This window comes from Hirschia sp., assembly GCF_058892565.1.
Window position 1 is genome coordinate 114,954 of the sequence record NZ_JBZXVU010000032.1, and the last position, 16,666, is coordinate 131,619.

17 protein-coding genes are annotated in these 16,666 nt (G+C 47.1%); 4 read left to right on the forward strand and 13 right to left on the reverse strand.

All coding sequences use genetic code 11. The features are described 5' to 3' along the window. Window positions 1–46: 46 nt before the first annotated feature. Window positions 47–403 carry a hypothetical protein gene (locus tag AC5EF3_RS12475; protein WP_015826898.1) on the forward strand — a complete coding sequence of 119 codons (357 nt, stop codon included), beginning with the start codon at window positions 47–49 and terminating at the stop codon, window positions 401–403. Between the two features lie 127 nt (window positions 404–530). Here the strand turns inward: AC5EF3_RS12475 and AC5EF3_RS12480 are convergent, their stop codons facing one another. The 8 genes from AC5EF3_RS12480 to AC5EF3_RS12515 form a co-directional block, all read right to left on the reverse strand. Further along, a complete protein-coding gene (locus AC5EF3_RS12480; RefSeq protein ID WP_493548272.1) occupies window positions 531–1,145 on the reverse strand; it encodes a F0F1 ATP synthase subunit B family protein in 615 nt (204 codons plus the stop codon). A 3-nt stretch (window positions 1,146–1,148) separates the two neighbouring features. Then, window positions 1,149–1,685, reverse strand: coding sequence for a F0F1 ATP synthase subunit B family protein (locus tag AC5EF3_RS12485; RefSeq protein WP_015826900.1), 537 nt, complete (start codon window positions 1,683–1,685; stop codon window positions 1,149–1,151). Window positions 1,686–1,797: 112 nt separating this feature from the next. After that, the gene (locus tag AC5EF3_RS12490; RefSeq protein WP_015826901.1) at window positions 1,798–2,022 is read right to left on the reverse strand and encodes a F0F1 ATP synthase subunit C; all 225 of its coding nucleotides are present in this window, start codon (window positions 2,020–2,022) and stop codon (window positions 1,798–1,800) included. 80 nt (window positions 2,023–2,102) lie between these two features. Beyond that, a complete protein-coding gene (locus tag AC5EF3_RS12495; protein ID WP_015826902.1) occupies window positions 2,103–2,888 on the reverse strand; it encodes a F0F1 ATP synthase subunit A in 786 nt (261 codons plus the stop codon). After that, window positions 2,885–3,205 carry an AtpZ/AtpI family protein gene (locus AC5EF3_RS12500; RefSeq protein ID WP_015826903.1) on the reverse strand — a complete coding sequence of 107 codons (321 nt, stop codon included), beginning with the start codon at window positions 3,203–3,205 and terminating at the stop codon, window positions 2,885–2,887. Before AC5EF3_RS12500 ends, AC5EF3_RS12495 begins: the two co-directional genes overlap by 4 nt. Window positions 3,206–3,382: 177 nt before the next feature. Next, entirely contained in the window at window positions 3,383–6,880 is a 3,498-nt protein-coding gene (gene smc, locus AC5EF3_RS12505; protein WP_493548273.1) for a chromosome segregation protein SMC, read from the reverse strand. Between the two features lie 29 nt (window positions 6,881–6,909). Then, complete coding sequence (locus AC5EF3_RS12510; protein WP_015826905.1) at window positions 6,910–7,620, reverse strand: thioredoxin domain-containing protein; 711 nt, start codon at window positions 7,618–7,620, stop codon at window positions 6,910–6,912. 138 nt (window positions 7,621–7,758) lie between these two features. Continuing rightward, complete coding sequence (locus AC5EF3_RS12515) at window positions 7,759–8,493, reverse strand: DUF721 domain-containing protein (protein WP_049763127.1); 735 nt, start codon at window positions 8,491–8,493, stop codon at window positions 7,759–7,761. A 47-nt stretch (window positions 8,494–8,540) separates the two neighbouring features. Here AC5EF3_RS12515 and AC5EF3_RS12520 point away from each other — a divergent pair, with 47 nt between their 5' ends. Both AC5EF3_RS12520 and AC5EF3_RS12525 read left to right on the forward strand, forming a co-directional pair. Further along, window positions 8,541–9,626: an A/G-specific adenine glycosylase gene (locus AC5EF3_RS12520; protein ID WP_493548312.1), complete on the forward strand. Its 1,086-nt coding sequence runs from the start codon at window positions 8,541–8,543 to the stop codon at window positions 9,624–9,626. Between the two features lie 79 nt (window positions 9,627–9,705). Next, window positions 9,706–10,377 carry a M23 family metallopeptidase gene (locus AC5EF3_RS12525; protein ID WP_493548274.1) on the forward strand — a complete coding sequence of 224 codons (672 nt, stop codon included), beginning with the start codon at window positions 9,706–9,708 and terminating at the stop codon, window positions 10,375–10,377. 7 nt (window positions 10,378–10,384) lie between these two features. On the opposite strand, the gene AC5EF3_RS12530 is transcribed toward AC5EF3_RS12525, so the two are convergent. The 5 genes from AC5EF3_RS12530 to AC5EF3_RS12550 form a co-directional block, all read right to left on the reverse strand. Beyond that, entirely contained in the window at window positions 10,385–10,774 is a 390-nt protein-coding gene (locus tag AC5EF3_RS12530; protein WP_493548275.1) for a VOC family protein, read from the reverse strand. 53 nt (window positions 10,775–10,827) lie between these two features. Further along, window positions 10,828–11,919: a site-specific DNA-methyltransferase gene (locus AC5EF3_RS12535; protein ID WP_015826910.1), complete on the reverse strand. Its 1,092-nt coding sequence runs from the start codon at window positions 11,917–11,919 to the stop codon at window positions 10,828–10,830. A 188-nt stretch (window positions 11,920–12,107) separates the two neighbouring features. After that, window positions 12,108–13,322 (reverse strand): PA0069 family radical SAM protein, encoded by a 1,215-nt coding sequence (locus AC5EF3_RS12540; protein WP_493548276.1) that lies wholly within the window; start codon window positions 13,320–13,322, stop codon window positions 12,108–12,110. A gap of 98 nt (window positions 13,323–13,420) precedes the next feature. Further along, the gene (locus AC5EF3_RS12545) at window positions 13,421–14,026 is read right to left on the reverse strand and encodes a TIGR04282 family arsenosugar biosynthesis glycosyltransferase (protein ID WP_493548277.1); all 606 of its coding nucleotides are present in this window, start codon (window positions 14,024–14,026) and stop codon (window positions 13,421–13,423) included. Window positions 14,027–14,029: 3 nt separating this feature from the next. Further along, window positions 14,030–14,728 (reverse strand): TIGR04283 family arsenosugar biosynthesis glycosyltransferase, encoded by a 699-nt coding sequence (locus AC5EF3_RS12550; protein WP_015826913.1) that lies wholly within the window; start codon window positions 14,726–14,728, stop codon window positions 14,030–14,032. Between the two features lie 217 nt (window positions 14,729–14,945). On the opposite strand from AC5EF3_RS12550, the gene AC5EF3_RS12555 reads away from it, so the two are divergent. Beyond that, complete coding sequence (locus AC5EF3_RS12555) at window positions 14,946–16,664, forward strand: GAF domain-containing hybrid sensor histidine kinase/response regulator (RefSeq protein ID WP_493548278.1); 1,719 nt, start codon at window positions 14,946–14,948, stop codon at window positions 16,662–16,664. Window positions 16,665–16,666 lie beyond the last annotated feature (2 nt).

A 16,666-nucleotide genomic window follows, 5' to 3' on the forward strand; every position in this document is an offset into this window, starting at 1 on the left:
CATATTCCTGATGATAATTAGCGCTCAGAATGAATAAAGATTATTTATGAAAAACAATATTGTGACGCCTTTTTCTAAAGAAGAACCCCCACACGCACGTCAAACTTTACCCAAACGCTCAGCTCAGGTCGCTAGGGGCGGTGTGATGGCAATTATCCGGCCTATACTCGCGGCATTGGGCTTGTTCTTTATTATTATTGGGGTGCCGATCGCATTTCTAACACCAATTCCATTCGTGCCAATTGGATTGCCCATTGTGATTTTAGGGGTGGTGTTGCTTGCACGCAATTCATTGGCTGGGCGTCGCTGGATGCAGAAGACAATCGCTAAACATCCAAATTTGAAGCGCTTCGCGCCGAACTGGCTGTTAAATTTGATATTTGGTGACAACCAAATTCAATAAAATCACCCGATTACAAATAAAAAACGCAGCAAATCCGATATGGATAAATGCTGCGTTTCAAATTCGTTTTTGTTGTAACTCGTCCAATTAAGTCAGGGACGCGTCTCAATCAAATCTCAGTAAGGCTTTAGCCAAGGGACTTTTTGATATCTTCTAAGCTTGTTTCGAAAAGGCTTTTCTTTGCGGGGCCTTTTGCTGTGCTTTCACGAAGTATACCAGCTGCAGCTGTAGAAGCTGCTTCAGCTGCAGTGTTGCGTACTGCTTGAGTGGCTTCTGCTTCAGCGCGTGCGATACGCTCTTCAGCCATTTTCTCACGGCGCTCCATGCGTTCTTTTAGGTCTGCGCGAGATGTGTCAGCAAATGCTTTTGCTTCAGCTTTCGCGGCTGCGACAATCGCTTTCGCATCTTCTTCAGCTTGTGCTTGGCTACGCTCTGCTTCAGCAAGAGCAGCTTGTGCTTTCTCACGAAGGAGGCGGGCATTGTCTAATTCATCTTGAATTTTCTGCGCACGATCATCAAGCGATTTAGCAATAGTTGCAGGAATTTTCTTCCAAACAAGGATGCCTAAAAAGATAAGTACAGCAATTGTCGCCCAAAATGTAGGATCTGCAAACGGTCCAGCGGCTTCTACATGCTCACCATGTTCTGCAACGCCTGTCGCTTCGTGTAATTCGTCAGAAATTTCTGATTGAAGAACGTCACCTACGTGTTTTACGTCATCAGCGTGTTTTTGATCGGCCATGACTTAGTTTCCTTTTAACACGGCTGAGACAGCTTTAGCGGCGTCATCTTTTGAAACGCTCACACCAATGAGTTTGTTGACGATATTCGCTGCTGTCATAGATGCAACGTCTTCAACATTTTTCATTGCGCTTGCTTGTACTTCGGCAATGCGTGTTGCTGCGCTGGCAAGGCGGGCGTCAACTTCAGCTTCTGTTTTTGCTGTTTCAGCAGCAACTTCAGCTTCGATTTCTGCTTTTGCTTGAGCTGCAGTGGCGCGAGCTTTTGCGCGTGCTTCTGCGAGTTCTTTTTCTAAAGACTGTTGGGCAGCACTTGCACGATCAGACATGCGTGAGGCTTCTTCCAAGTCTTGTGTAATGCTGTCTGCACGGCGATCAATAGCTCCACCAATGCGCGGCAAAATCATGCGCGACATAAATAGGTAAAGCACGCCGAATGTTAGAGCGAGCCAAAAAATCTGTGATGGGTATGAGGCGTAGTCGTTCAGCGGCGGAAAAATGCCACTTGCTGCTTCAGCGCCGTGTGCTGGCGTAGTCGCCATGGTTTAACCCCTGATACTTAGGTATATTCTTAAAACCCAACTACGGAATTTGAAGTCAACCCGAGAAGGGCAGTTTCAAATTCCGCGTCAGACGATATTCTGTTGAGTGCTATTAAACAGCAAACAAAAGCAAGATCGCGATCAAGAAACCGAAGATACCTAGGGCTTCTGTCACCGCGAAACCAAAGATCAGGTTACCGAACTGACCTTGAGCTGCAGATGGGTTGCGCATAGCTGCATCAAGGTAGCTAGAGAAAATGTTTCCCACACCTAGAGCTGCACCAAACATAGCAAAACAGGCTAGACCTGCGCCGACGTACTTTAGACCTTCTTCCATAACGGATCTCCCAAGAGTTTGCGCCCTAAAACCCTAAATGGGCGGGCAGGTCAACCAAAAATTCAATTTACGCCCGAGACTTAGTGTCCTGGGTGTAATGCGTCGTTTAGATAAACGCATGTTAGAATAGCGAATACATATGCCTGGAGGAACGCCACCAGGAATTCTAGAGCAACTACTGCAACCGTACCGGCAAGGGCAACAGGTGCAAGCAGAATTAATGCGCCACCAGCACTTGCAAGCATGATCACAAAGCCAGCGAATACTTTAAGCATGATGTGTCCGGCGAGCATGTTGGCGAACAAACGCACTGACAATGAAAGCGGACGAGACGCAAAAGAGATAATCTCAATTGGTGTCACCAAGAGATAAAGAACCGGAGGAACACCTGATGGAACGAAGATTTTGAAGAATTTAAATCCGTTTTTCCAGATACCATATCCGATCACAACTGCCATCACGAGAAGGGCAAGCGCCATGTTAACGATGATGTGAGATGTTGTGGTGAAGAAATATGGGAACATACCAAGCATGTTCGCAAAGAAGATAAAGATGAAAAGTGAGAATACGAGAGGGAAGAATTTCATTCCATCTTCGCCCATCATGTCGCGGACCATGCCAGCAACAAAACCATAGGCGATCTCAGCAATTGATTGGCCACGACTTGGGATTGTCGCGCTTTTAGAAGAGGCAACACCTAATAAAACAACAGCCAAAACAACTGCTAACAGCATAAATGCTGATGAGTTTGTGAAAGAAACGTCGAAACCACCAATTTGGAAGTCCGCGATTTTGTTCAGCACAAACTGGTGAATCGGGTCGGTAGCGACTTGGTTGATCATTGAATTGATCGATTCCAGCATCATTCTTCTTCAACTCCTTCAACCGGTTCACTTCCGGCGGCGTTTTGCGAGGCTGTGGCCGCGCGCACGACATTCATAACTCCTGCGGCAAACCCAAACATCATCCAGATGATTAGCATCCAAGGTTTCGTGTGAAACACAAGGTCTAATCCCCAGCCAATGGCTGCACCAACGAGAGGTCCAACAGCAAATTCAGTTGCCATTCTAAACCCCAGAGCCATGCCCTTAGCCTGACCTTCTTGGTTTAGTGGTCGCTCATACGTTTTCGCATAAGCAGCACGTGCCTCATCGATCTGCTTTTTGAGATCGTCATTGCTCATGCTTTCAATCCACTAAATACCGTAAAAGGTAAGGAAAATATTGCCCCGTTTTCATCGTCACAGCTTAGCTTGCCAAGCTTGGGCGGAAACTAGGGAACAAAATTCACGAAGTCAAGACAATTTAAAAATAGATAGTGTGCTGTTTTTAATGGATTTTTACCATTAATGCCGTGAAAATTACTGGGCTGCGACCAATTGTTCCGCTGACTGAAGGTCTACTGAGACGAGTCGGGACACGCCTCGCTCCTGCATTGTGACCCCGTAGAGGCGATCCATCCGCGACATTGTCACCGGATTATGTGTGATGACGATGAAGCGCGTATCGGTTCTTGAGCGCATTGTATCCAGCATTCGGCAGAAACGGTCGACATTGGCATCATCAAGCGGTGCATCGACCTCGTCTAGCACACACAGAGGGGAGGGTTGGGATAGAAAGACTGCAAAAATTAGGGCTGCAGCTGTCAGGGCCTGTTCGCCGCCTGACATAAGCGAAAGTGCAGAGAGGCGTTTGCCCGGAGGACACGCGAAAATCTCCAATCCAGCCTGTAAAGGGTCATCTGATTCGGTTAGTTCTAAATGGGCTTCGCCGCCTTCAAATAGGGCTTCAAACAAGACCCGAAAATGTTCGGATACTTTTTCAAAGGCTTCCAGCAAAAGCGTGCGGCCTTGCGCATTTAGCGCTTGTACGCCTTCTTGTAGTTTGGCGATGGCTTGGTCTAGATCTTCACGCTCGCGAAGCTGAGTTTCCAGACGGTTCGCTGTTTCCTCAACCTGCAAATCAGCTTCCATATTGACGCCGCCAAGGCTTTCACGGTCGCGCATTAATAGGGCTAATTGCGTTTCCGCTTGCGGGACACTGAATGAAATTTCATTGTTTTCAATGTTTTGATTTTCTTCTGTGCTGAGATTTTCAGCAGCAAACGAAGCGTTGAGCTTTTCGAGAGCTTCAAAATCAAGCTCAAAGCGGGCTTTTATGTTTTCGCTGATATCTTCTTCACGCCGCTGTGCTGCTTCTAGGCGGGTTTCGCTGCGGATAAGCGTTTCTCTTGCCTTTGCGCTTGCGTCTCTGGCTTGTCGGGCCTGCGTTTCTGCTTCTCGCAATTGGGTTTCCATTTGGGAGAGCGCATTGCTTGCCTCTGTGCGGGTGGCATTTGCAGCTTCAAGTTTGGAATTTAGCGTGGATAATTTATCGGCAATATCATCTGGTTGGGCGTTGGCGCTTTCTAATTGGCGACGCACGCCAGTGCGCTGTGTGTGAAGGTCTGTCAGCCGAATGTCAGCAGAGTCTGCACGTCTGGACCAATCTTTTAACTCTCTTTCAAGAGCAGATTTACGAGCGCGTGAACGCGATTGTTCATGCTCTAAATTATTGATAGAATTATGATATTCTCTTTCTTCTTCACGCAATTTGCGAACATCTGCGCGCAAATCCTCTAATGCTCTTGTGTCTTTCTCCGATGGGCCACCTGATAAAGATGCCTTTGCTTGTACGACATCTTCAAGCGTTTGCAGTAATGCGTCTTCAATGCGGGAAACATTATCTTCGACATTGGATCTGCGTAGCATAAGCCGTTCTAAAGCTTGCTCGTTTTGCATCAATTCCTGTTTGGCGCGGGATGCAGCTTGCGTCAGAACAGGCAAAGCGCGTTGCGAATCTCGGGCTTTTTCCTGAGCGATAACAAGTGCTTTAGCGGCATTTTGCTGGGCGGTGCGTAGTTTATCAGCGGCTTTATTGGCTTTGGATAACTGCTTTTCCAGATCAAGAATAAGCGCGCGTTGTTCCAGCTTTTCGCTGGCAGAGCTGGGTGCTTTGGCCGTGCGGACAAAACCATCCCAGCGCCATAAATCACCTTCCTTGGAGACAAGGCGCTGACCTTGTTTTAGTTGTGATTTTAGCCTTGCAGCGTCTTCTGCTTCTACCAGTCCGCATTGGGATAAACGTGCAGCAAGTGCTGCTGGTGCCTCGACCAATTGGTTGAGGGGCGTTGCGCCATCGGGCATGGGGGATAAGTGTTGCGCCTGACTATCTGACCAATATTGGCTGTCAGCTTGGTTCATCGAGGCGTTTAGGTCATCGCCCAATGCGGCGGCGAGGGCGCGCTCCAATCCGGCATTGGGGTGGGTCTCATCAAGTATTGGCGCTGATTGGCTGGATTGTTTTTTGCCGACAAGGCGTTGAAGGCCAGCAATCTGGGCTTCAATGCTACGAATGTTTTTTTCCGCTTCATTGAGCGGAGTTATTGATTCTTTTTCGTTTTTTCGTGCGGTGTTTGCTTCAACATCCAATTTATCGGCGAGATCTTGCCCATCCGATAGGGCTTTTTCAGCCATTTTCAATTGTTTTGCTAAAACTGTTTGTTGCGCTTCAAGTTTTTCAGATGATCCAAGGTCTGCAAGGCTTGCAAGCGCGTTTTGCTTTTCTGTTTCCAGATTATTTTGTTTTAAAATAGCGCGCTCTAATGCGGCCTTGGCGCTGCTTGCCTCTGCCTGCGCTGTTGCTAATTTGGTAGCCAGATTGTCTGATTCTGTGTCTGCAATGCGTAATTTGTGTTGAGCTTCTGCGAGTTCAGTGCGAAGTGATGCTAATTGCGTATCGAATGTGTCCTGATCTTCTTCAGGAAGCGCATTGAGAGAGACTTTTGCACGCTCAGCAGATGTGAGGGCTTCTTCTCTTAAAGCATGTTCACGCGATTGGTCTTCAACAATACGTTTTAAATCTTGTTCCAGGCGGACAATGGAATCAGAAGCAGCTTTGCGTTCGCCATCTAATTTTGCAATTTCCAATTTGAGCAAGCCTAGATGTGCTGATGCTTCTGATTCGTTTTCGCGAAGTGGCGGGATTTGATCGCGTAGGTTTAATTCGGTAGCTGCAGATGAAGCTTCAAGCTGGGCATATTCCTGCACAGATTGAGATGTTTCTAAAACGCTGGCTTGAGCCAATGCGGTTTCTTCGCGTGCGGCCTTCCATTTATAATAAGCGATCTGCGCTTCTAGCATTTCTATTTGTTCTTGCAGGGCGCGATATTTTTTTGCGCGGGATGCCTGACGTTTGAGCGTGTTGAGCTGTTTGTCGACTTCGCCAATGATTTCATCAAGACGCGATAAGCTGTCGGCTGCGCCGCGAAGCTTTAATTCAGCTTCATGGCGGCGTTGGTTTAGGCCGGCAATGCCAGCGGCTTCTTCTAATATGCGGCGGCGATTTTGCGGCTTTGATGCGATCAGTTCAGAAATCTGACCCTGACGCACAAGAGCAGGAGAATTTGCGCCAGTGGAGGCATCGGCAAAAAGAAGTTGCACATCTTTGGCGCGCACTGTGCGGCCATTGATTTTATACGTGGAACCCGCGCCGCGTCTTAGGCGGCGTTTGACCTCTAATTCATCGCTATCATTTAATTCAGCCGGTGCACGTCTAGCTGAGTTATCTAGAATAAGCGCGACTTCAGCGTTTTCACGTTGGGGACGGTTGGATGAGCCTGAGAAAATCAGATCATCCATTTCACCGCCTCGCATGGCGCGCGCTGATGTTGCGCCCATCACCCAGCGTAGTGATTCTAGAATATTGGATTTTCCGCAACCATTAGGGCCGACAATGCCTGTCAGCCCCTCGCGTATCGCAAAATCTACCGGATCTGCGAAGGATTTAAATCCAACTATTTTTAATCCGGTGAAATGCAATTTAGCCTTTCTAGGCGCGTGCCGTTTTTCTAGTGCGCTGCTTCTGCAGCTTCTTCTGGTTCAGCGGGGGCTGATTCGGAGGTTGTTTCAATCCCCAAAGCGTCGTTCAACAAGGCGGCGATACCTTCATTGGACATGTCTTTTGCTTCAACTTTAACGCCATCAATAAAGAGTGTTGGTGTTGAAGTGACGCCTGCTGCTTGAGCAAGATCGGATGTGCGTGATATTTCGTTCAAAACCTCAGTTGAAGTGACACATGCTTTGACGGTCTCTTCAGACATGCCATGACGCGCACCAATTTCATTATAAGCTGGCAATGCGCCGCCAGCGCTGCGAGCAGCGTCAAAGATTTCACCCTGACTTGTGAAAACGTCGTCAAGAACTTTGTAATATTCATCTTTACCTGCACAACGCGCAAGCGCTGCACCAGCGGCAGCAAGTTGAGCTGGCGGTGTAGGAAGATCACGATAGATCAGGCTAACTGAACCGTTTTCAATGAAGTCTTTTTTGATGTTAGGCAGGATTGTTTTGTGGAAAGTGCGGCAATGTCCACATGCTGTTGATGCATATTCAACAATCTGAACTTTTGCATCTGCATTCCCTAGAATAACGTCACCGGCAACATAACTCACGCTTGAGCCTTTGACATCATTCGCAGCGACTGGTTTTGAGTCAGCTTGAGAGCATCCAACTGTTAGTGCAGCGATCGCGATGGCTGAAAGAAGATGTTTAGTGCGCATTTAGACATGTCCTGTTTGCAGTGTGAGTCTACTTAAAAATAAGCAAATAATAGATTTTGTGACTGTTGTGATAGTCTGAAGTGATAAATAGGGCAATTCAACGACTTGTGATCAAATTGGCTATTCATGGTCATTTGCCTATTTTTTTGATCGAAATGATCGCACACGGCGCGATGCTGATGTTGGGGCAGCGGCTTTGGCGCGTGCGGCTCTCTCGGTTTCACGTTTAATGCGGATGGCTTCACCAAGACCCTGAAGCGCTTTTCTTAAAGCTGGACTTTCAACGCCTTGTAGCTCGGCCTCGATTTCGTGGGCTTCTTCTGGGGTGAGGCGATGTTTCAGTTGGGACGTTGTTTTTACCGATTGGTGTTTGGTTGTGGTTTGTTGCAGGCGGATGCCTTTAAAGCGCGCGCCGCTACCAGCATTCACGCGTTCAAGAATGATATCGCTTTGATGTTTTAGCTTCAGCGCTGCTGAGGCCGAATTGGCTTCCAGCACAAGCACATAACCGGTTGAGGGTTTTATAATTTGAACGGGTTCACACAATGCTGCCAAATCACGCCCAAGCACTTCTGGCCAGCGGCGCTGAAGAGAGGACAGGGCAGCACCTGAATCCTTGCCTCTTAATGCTGGATAGAGTGTCTTATAAACTGATTTGGAGACGGGGCGCGCGAAATTATAAACGGCTTTTCCGCGTCTGCGCGCAAGATCCTGCTTTGCGCCGCGTGTGTCTTCTCTCGCTGACATCAAACTCAGATCATGCTCGGTTTGAAGCTTTTTGCCGCGCATTTTTTTGAGCTTCATCAACGCCTCTTCCTCAGCGGACCTTGTCGCTTTGGGAGGTGGAGGTGAGGAGTGATCGGAATTTGACATGAAAGCTGGGCTTGCAGAATCTCGTGAAAAAAGGAATGACGCAAAGCATGGTAAATGCAAAATCCACATTCGTTAAGTCTGACTTTGAAAACGCTGCACACGAATTGTTGCAATGGTATGATCAGATGGCGCGCCGATTGCCATGGCGGTTAAGTCCGCAAGCGCGCAAAAACGGAGACATGCCAGATCCTTACCGCGTGTGGCTTTCGGAAATCATGCTGCAACAAACGACTGTGCCTCATGCCGCACCATATTTTGATAAATTTACCCGTCTCTGGCCCAAAGTTGAAGATTTGGCGGCAGCGCATAATGATGATGTGATGCGCGAATGGGCGGGCCTTGGCTATTATGCGCGCGCCCGCAATCTGCACAAATGCGCCAAAGTGCTTGCTGGGCTGGATGCTTTCCCCAACACAATCGAAGCGTTGTTGGCGCTTCCGGGTGTGGGGCCATATACAGCGGCGGCGGTCGGCTCTATCGCGTTTGATCTGCCGGTGGCCCCTGTGGATGGCAATATTGAGCGTGTCATTTCACGTCTTATGGCGATTGCCGGCGATGGCAGCGCTGCTGGCTGGGCGCAGGATAAAAAAGAGATTACGCAGCGTGTGCAGACACTCGTGCCCCAGCGATCGGGTGATTTTGCGCAAGCGATGATGGATTTGGGCGCAAGCGTGTGTACGCCTAAATCGCCCAATTGTATGATTTGCCCTTGGATGGATATCTGTTTGGCGAGGAAAGAAGGCAATCAGGAAAGCTATCCGGCAAAACCCAAACGCAAGCCTCAGCCTATTCGCAATGGACTGGCTTTTGTGATTATTTATGAGGGTAAAGTGCTTTTGCAGCGCCGCCCTGATAGCGGATTATTGGGCGGTATGCTGATGCCGCTTTCTTCGCCTTGGGAAGAGGGCGGGGAATACACATTGGAAGACTATCAGCCCGTCAAAGCCGATTGGCATCATCGCGGGCAGGCAAGGCATGTGTTCACCCATTTTGCGCTGCATTGGGATGTGTATGTCGCACACCTGACGAAAAAGCCAGATTTATCAGGTGATTGGATCGACATTGATATGTGTTTGGAAGCTGGATTGCCCACAGTTGGCAGGAAAGCACTGAAGCTGGCGTTGGATGCTTAGCTGTACTTAAACTCGATTTAAGTAGTTTTCGCTTCAATTTTGGGTGAATAGGCTATCTCATTCTGGAGGTGCCGGCTTAATGTTGAAATATGTTACATCCTGCCTGCGAAAGGCTGTATATCTTTTAGGTATTGGCTTGATTGCTGGATGTGCATCTGATCAAGAGATTTATCAGCCACCGGCAGAGGCAGCTTCCATCACGTCTTTTGGAACCTTGCCATTTTTGTCGCGTGTTGCGCTTTGTCCGTCCATGAATGTAAAAAATCCACCAGAAAAAGACGCTGTGGGTTATGTGGATTTTGCGCCCTTTATCGCAGTTGATGAAACCATCGTGTTGGCGACCACGCCGCTTGAGGCGGGGTGTTTATCTTCAGGATATGGTTTGCGATCAAATAGAATGCACAAAGGTATAGATTATCATCATTCGCAGCCTGTTGAAATTTACGCGGCGGGACGCGGGCGCATTCTAGAAACGGGTGTGCACAGAGATTTTGGCAATTACGTGCTGATCTATCATGGGCAAGGCATTTATACGCGCTATGCGCACATGGAATCCATCACGCCTGAGCTGGCATATGGGCAAGAAATTGACATGGGCCAGACGATTGGACGTATGGGACGCACTGGCCGCAGAGTGACCGGGCGGCATCTGCATTATGAAGTGCTCAAGGGCAATTATAATACGCCGAAAAAATCATTTGGACTTGTCGCGATTAATATTTTTGAATTACCGCAAATGTGGCCACAATAAATCGCGCTTATTTGGGCTGCAACATATCCCATTTATTGCCGAACGGATCCTGCCAAACCACAACTTTGGCATAGGGTTCATCGCGTGGCTCTTCTAGGAAAATGATGCCTTTTGCGCGCATGGCGGCATAATCAGCATCAAAATCATCTGTTTGCAGGAAAAAACCGACACGGCCACCGGCTTGATTGCCTATTGCTGCAAATTGTTCTGGCTTGTCGGCCTTGGCCAGCAGAATCTTTGTTTCTGTTGAGCCTGGAGGAGCAACCAATACCCAGCGTTTTTTTGCAGAGATTTTTGTGTCTTCAATCAGGTCAAACCCAAGCATGTCGACATAAAAAGCGATGCCATCATCATAATTGGGTACGACAAGTGTGAGTGCTGATATAAACTGAGCCATGACCTTCAGTTGAAGTGATTTTTATTGAAGGTCAAGCTCAGTATTTTATGGGTTTAGTGCAAGCCCATTTCCGTGCGGAATTTGCGGCGAAGCAAGTCAATTGGGGCAAGCCCTTGATCTGATTTATAGTGCCAGAAAGTCCAACCATTACAAGAAGGTGCATTTTGAACTTGTGCACCCAAGCGGTGGATGGAGCCTGTGTCGTCGCCATTTGCAAGCGAACCATCTGCCCGTACGCGGGCAATATGTTGTTGTTTTGGGCAGTATAAACGATCACCTGGGCGTAAAAATCCGCGTTCAATCAAGGCACCAAATGGAACGCGAGGCGCGGAGCGCTTTGGCTGCGTGACTTGAAGATCGACGTCATCAACTTTACGCACATTATCAATGCGAGCTTGAGCAACAGCTGCGTAATCTTCTTCACGCTCTAAACCAATAAAGTGACGCCCGAGCATTTTGGCGACAGCGCCGGTTGTGCCAGTGCCAAAGAATGGATCTAGCACTGTGTCGCCTTGTTTTGTTGTTGCCATGATAACGCGGTGGAGCAGGGCTTCGGGTTTTTGTGTTGGGTGTGCTTTCTTGCCTTCATCGTTTTTGAGGCGTTCACCACCTGAACAGATTGGGATTGTCCAGTCTGATCGCATTTGCACATCATCATTGGCCGTTTTTAGCGCGTCATAATTGAATGTGTATTTCTTTTGCTCTTTGGATTTTGTTGCCCAGATCAGCGTTTCATGTGCATTGGTGAAACGCGTGCCTTTAAAGTTTGGCATTGGGTTGGATTTATTCCAGATCACATCGTTTAATATCCAGAAGCCAAGATCTTGAAGCTGAGATCCGACGCGGAAAATATTGTGATAAGAGCCAATCACCCAGATAGCACCATCATCTTTTAGGACGCGGCGGGCAGCTGTCAGCCAATCCTTGGTGAAATTGTCATATGTCTCAAAAGAGGCAAACTGATCCCATTCATTATCCACAGCATCCACTTTGGAATTGTCAGGACGCACAAGGTCGCCGCCAAGCTGCAAATTATAAGGAGGGTCTGCAAAAACCAAATCGACAGATTTTTCCGGCAATGAATTCATGAGTTCAATGCAGTCGCCAATAAGAATGTGATCTTTTGGGAAATCTATTTTCGACATGTCTTGCTTTAGCTCCAGAACGAATGAGTGATTCGCTCTAAGGAAGCCGAATTCAGGTTAAGAAACTCTAACGATTCCAAGAAGTTCGAGAAAATTCAGGTTAACAAGATATTACCTGAATTCAAAAAAATGCATGTTTCCAAATAGATGAGTCGTTAAAGAGTCAATCTTGAATCATTGGGTAAAATCTAAAAAAGATTCATTTGCCGATATCCGTCTGGTCTTGGTGGACGAAAAAGGTCCGTTCGTAGCTCTGATCTGGTATTTCTTATGTTCAGTCGCTCAATCGCGAGTTTGAAGCGTTGGGCGATGAGTTTAGCATATGGACCGGTCCCGCGTTGACGTAATCCAAAATCGGATTGGTAGGTTTTACCGCCGCGCATACTGCGCAAGATATTCATGACTTTATCTGCACGGTCAGGGTAATTTACTTGCAGCCATTCTTCAAAAAGATATGCGATCTCATTGGGTAATCTTAGGAGAACATAGCCAGCATTGTCTGCACCAGCATTTACGGCAGCTTCTAATAGGTTTTCTATTTCCATGTCATTTATAGCGGGAATGATTGGCGCTGTCATAACAGTGACAGGGATGCCCGCCTGCGCTAATTGACGGATAACATCCAGACGGCGGTGAGGGGCGGCTGCACGCGGCTCCATTTTGCGTGAGAGCTTATTGTCCAGCGATGTCAAAGAAATGCAGGCGCGCACAAGACCTTGCTCGGCCATGGGGGCGAGAATATCTAAGTCTCTCAGAACGAGCGCTGATTTTGTGACGAATGCGATAGGGTGTCGCGCTTCAGAGGCGACGCGCAATATCTCACGCGTGATTTTTAGGTCGCGTTCAACCGGTTGATAGATATCGGTGTCACCGCCTAAAATCAATGTCTTAGGGCGATATCTGGGTTTTGCAATTTCAGCTTCCAATAATTTGGCAATGCCGGGTTTTATGAAAATTTTGCTTTCAAAATCAATGCCTGCCGATAATCCTGCATAAGTGTGGTTTGGTCGCGCATAGCAATAGATACATCCATGTTCGCAGCCCTTGTATGGATTTATTGTCCGGTCAAAAGGTAAATCCGGTGATGAATTATAGGTGATTGCCTTCTTGGCGGATTCGCGAATTGTTTCTGTACGGATAGGTTGGATATCTTCGGAAAAATCACTCCAGCCATCATCAAATGGCAGTCGGGCATAGGTTTCATATCTGCCCGTTGCATTTGAAACTGCGCCGCGTCCACGTGCACGCAATTGGGTAGCTTCCCATCCCATTTCTTTAGGCCATTCCAGACTGTTTGGTATGTCGTCATCGTCGGTATTTGCACTCAGATTTTGGGGCGTATCATCAATTATTCTATGCCTATCAGGCTTAGCGCGCGCACGTTTATTGGTTGAGTTTTCCACAATAGAATGCCTAAAAGGTAATTGGTAGGATATATTGAATAGGAATAGAACAATAGCGGAACAAAACAAAAACACAATCGATTTGTTTTACGAAACGGCTATTGTTTTGAATTCGCAGACCATTTTTTTAGAGAGTCTAAATCATCAATATCAATCAGGCTGTGGAGAAGTTTTGTTTGCGTGCCGTTTGGCAGGGTTTGGCGCATATCTTCGAGGGCATATTGGCTGGACCATCTGACCGGATTAAAGTGCAAAGCTTGCCGTCTCAATTGGGTTGATGCACCAAATAACCAAAAGCCGCCATCATCTGCTGGGCCAAAAACGGCATCATGTTTTTTTAAGCTATTAAAAGCGAAGTGAATGTCGCTTTTGCAAATATCTGGTGCATCTGTGCCAATGACAATGACGGGGCCTTTGGGGGCAGATCTAAAAGCGAGAGAAAGCCTCTGGCCTAAATCGCCTTGGCCTTGCGCTTGCCTCACAAAATTTGCTGGCCACAAATTTCCCGTCGGCGAGAGTATATCTTTATCTGGCGCGATGCATAAATAGGATTTCCAGCGCGGTGATAGGGCTGCTTGCATGGTTTTTGTGTGGCAATAGCGATTAATGCGCTGTGCGTGTGTTGCTCCGATTGCCGTGGCCAAACGTGTTTTTGCGAGCCCCATGCGCGGTGGTTTTGCAAAAATTAGAAGCGTGGACTGCATGGGTTATTTATAGGCCTTGGCGAGTTTGTCGGGGGAGGCACCCATAAGGAATCTGGAGAGAAGAAAAGCATTTTTCCAAGACCGTTTTCTCCAGCCATCACGCTCATATTTTTCGCTGGATGTGATAGCTTTTGTCGTCATGATCCGAAGGCGGGATTTGCCAATGCGTTGGGCAATATCAACATCTTCCATGAGCGCGATATCTTTAAATCCGCCAATGTCTTCATAAACAGATTTGTGAATAAGCAATCCCTGATCTCCATAGGGCAGCCCTAATGCGCGGACGCGTTGACCTGCACGTCTCTCCAGCCAGCGTGCTTCCTTTTTGGGGCTGTCATAGGCGAGCGTGAAAGCTGCCGCAAATTTTGGAAAATGCATTTGTGCATTCACGGCATCCGCCCAATTATATTCCAAGGCTGTATCGGCGTGTAGAAACAGAAACCAGTTGGATTTGGCATTTTTTGCGCCGATATGAAGTTGACGTCCGCGTCCAGCTTTGGGGCTGGTTATAACGCGGCATCCAGCACTGCCTGCCATTGCGATTGTATGGTCTGTGGAACCGCCATCAACAATTAGAACTTCTCGAATTAATCCTGACCCTAATCCCGCGCTGAGAGAATCAAGGCAATGCGGCAGATGCTTTTCCGCATTTAGGGTTGGGATAATGATAGATAGTTCGCCGCGTGTCATAGTTGGTGTCATATCCTAAAACCTCGGATATGGGAGTCTTTTTTACAAAATATATGTGTAGCGTTGAATAGGTCATTAAATACACGCAAAGAGATAGATAAAGCAATATTTTCAGATAATAAGTGCGGTCTATCCCTATTCAAATCGTGAAAAATGAAACGATTTGTAAGGTTTTTTTGATAAGGTTAACATTGAGGGAAGTGGGTATTTTGATTAAAGGCGAGACGGTTTGGCTTCTGAGTATGCTAGAGCGATAGATGACGAGACATTTTACCCTGATGGATTAGACGAACTTTTCAGTTCAGGTGTCTTGGATAGTACACAGGCAAGTGCATTTGAAAAAATCGCATGGCTTGCCGCTAAAGTGCTATCTGCTCCAATTGCATTTGTATCTTTATTAGGCGGAAAAAAATACTGGCTTTACAGCTTAGAGCATTGTGATGAACAGCACCTCATCCATGATCTCAAGCCGCTACAAGCTGAAACGCGATCTAATGATGTATTTGAGATCCCGGATGCACGATTAGATCCGGATTATTTCGATCTTCCCAGTTTTGACGGTACAACAGGGATACGTTTTTATGCGTCTGCCCCTATCGCCGGTCCTTCTGGAGAAGTATGTGGGCATTTTGTGCTGGCGAGTAAATCTCCACGGACTTTGAGTTCAGAAGAGCGTAATGTTTTGCGCTGTTTGGCTGACCAAATTGAAAGTGAATTACGGCTTTTATTGCAAATGCAGGAAGAAGCATCACTAAGATTTGCGGCAACAAAAGCTTTCAATGCAAAATCGTCTTTTTTGTCTTTGATTTCACATGAAATTCGTACGCCTATAGCTGGTATTATGGGCGCGACAGACATGTTGATCGCCAAAGTGAATAACCGAGCATATGAGGACAATGAAGCTGAAAAAGAGCTGCTTAATACAGTCTGGTCCAGTGCTTCGGATTTGTTGCAATTATTAAATGAAACCCTAGATGCGGCTAAAATAGAAGCAGATGGTGTTCAGATACATAATCAGTCGTTTGATTTGATCGCATTCTGTGAAAAATTAAAAAATCACTTTAAGCCACTTGCTGAAAATAAGGGCCTAGATCTGAATATTCGGTTTGATGGTCTGGGTGAGTTTTCTCAACATATCGAAGCTGACCCTACGCGCATCCGTCAAATTCTCTTTAACCTTATCCATAATGCGATGAAATTTACGGGCAAAGGCGAGGTGAGTTGTGACATCAGCCTCTTGCCGCGTGAGGATAACATCGAAAATGCGTGCTTGTTGAACATTGAGGTGAGTGACACCGGTATCGGCATGACGCAGGCTGAAGTTGCGAATTTATTTGTGCCATTTAATCAGGCCAATGTCGGTGATGATCGTGAATATGGTGGCACGGGCCTTGGCATGACACTCGTTAAACAATTAGTGGATCGCATGGAGGGCACTATTGCCGTGCGTTCGCAGCGAGGTGTCGGCACGCAGTTAAAGATACAAATCCCCACTTTTGAAATCGTTGAAGATGGTTGGGTTGTAGATAGACGCCCTGAATTGGAAGACATAAAAGAAGGAAGCCTAGAGGCCGTTGATGCTGATGCACTCAAAGGTCTGCAAGTGCTTGTTGTGGACGATAATAGTCAAAACCTGTTTATCTTATCTCGCGTATTGGAAACATGGGGATGTGACGCAATTATCGCCGAAAATGGAAATAATGCACTACAGGAAGCCAAGTCGCATAGTTTTGACGCGATTATTCTTGATCTTCACATGCCGCATAAATCTGGGTTTGAGGTAGCGAGAGAATTACGTCAATATACTTCGTCGACACGTTTGATCGCGTGTAGTGCGGATACGACACAAGATGCGTATGCCAAATGTCAGGAAGCTGGCTTTGATGATATTCTTGCCAAGCCGTTTGATTGGGCGCTTATGCATAGCGCTTTATCCAAATGCGTTTAGTT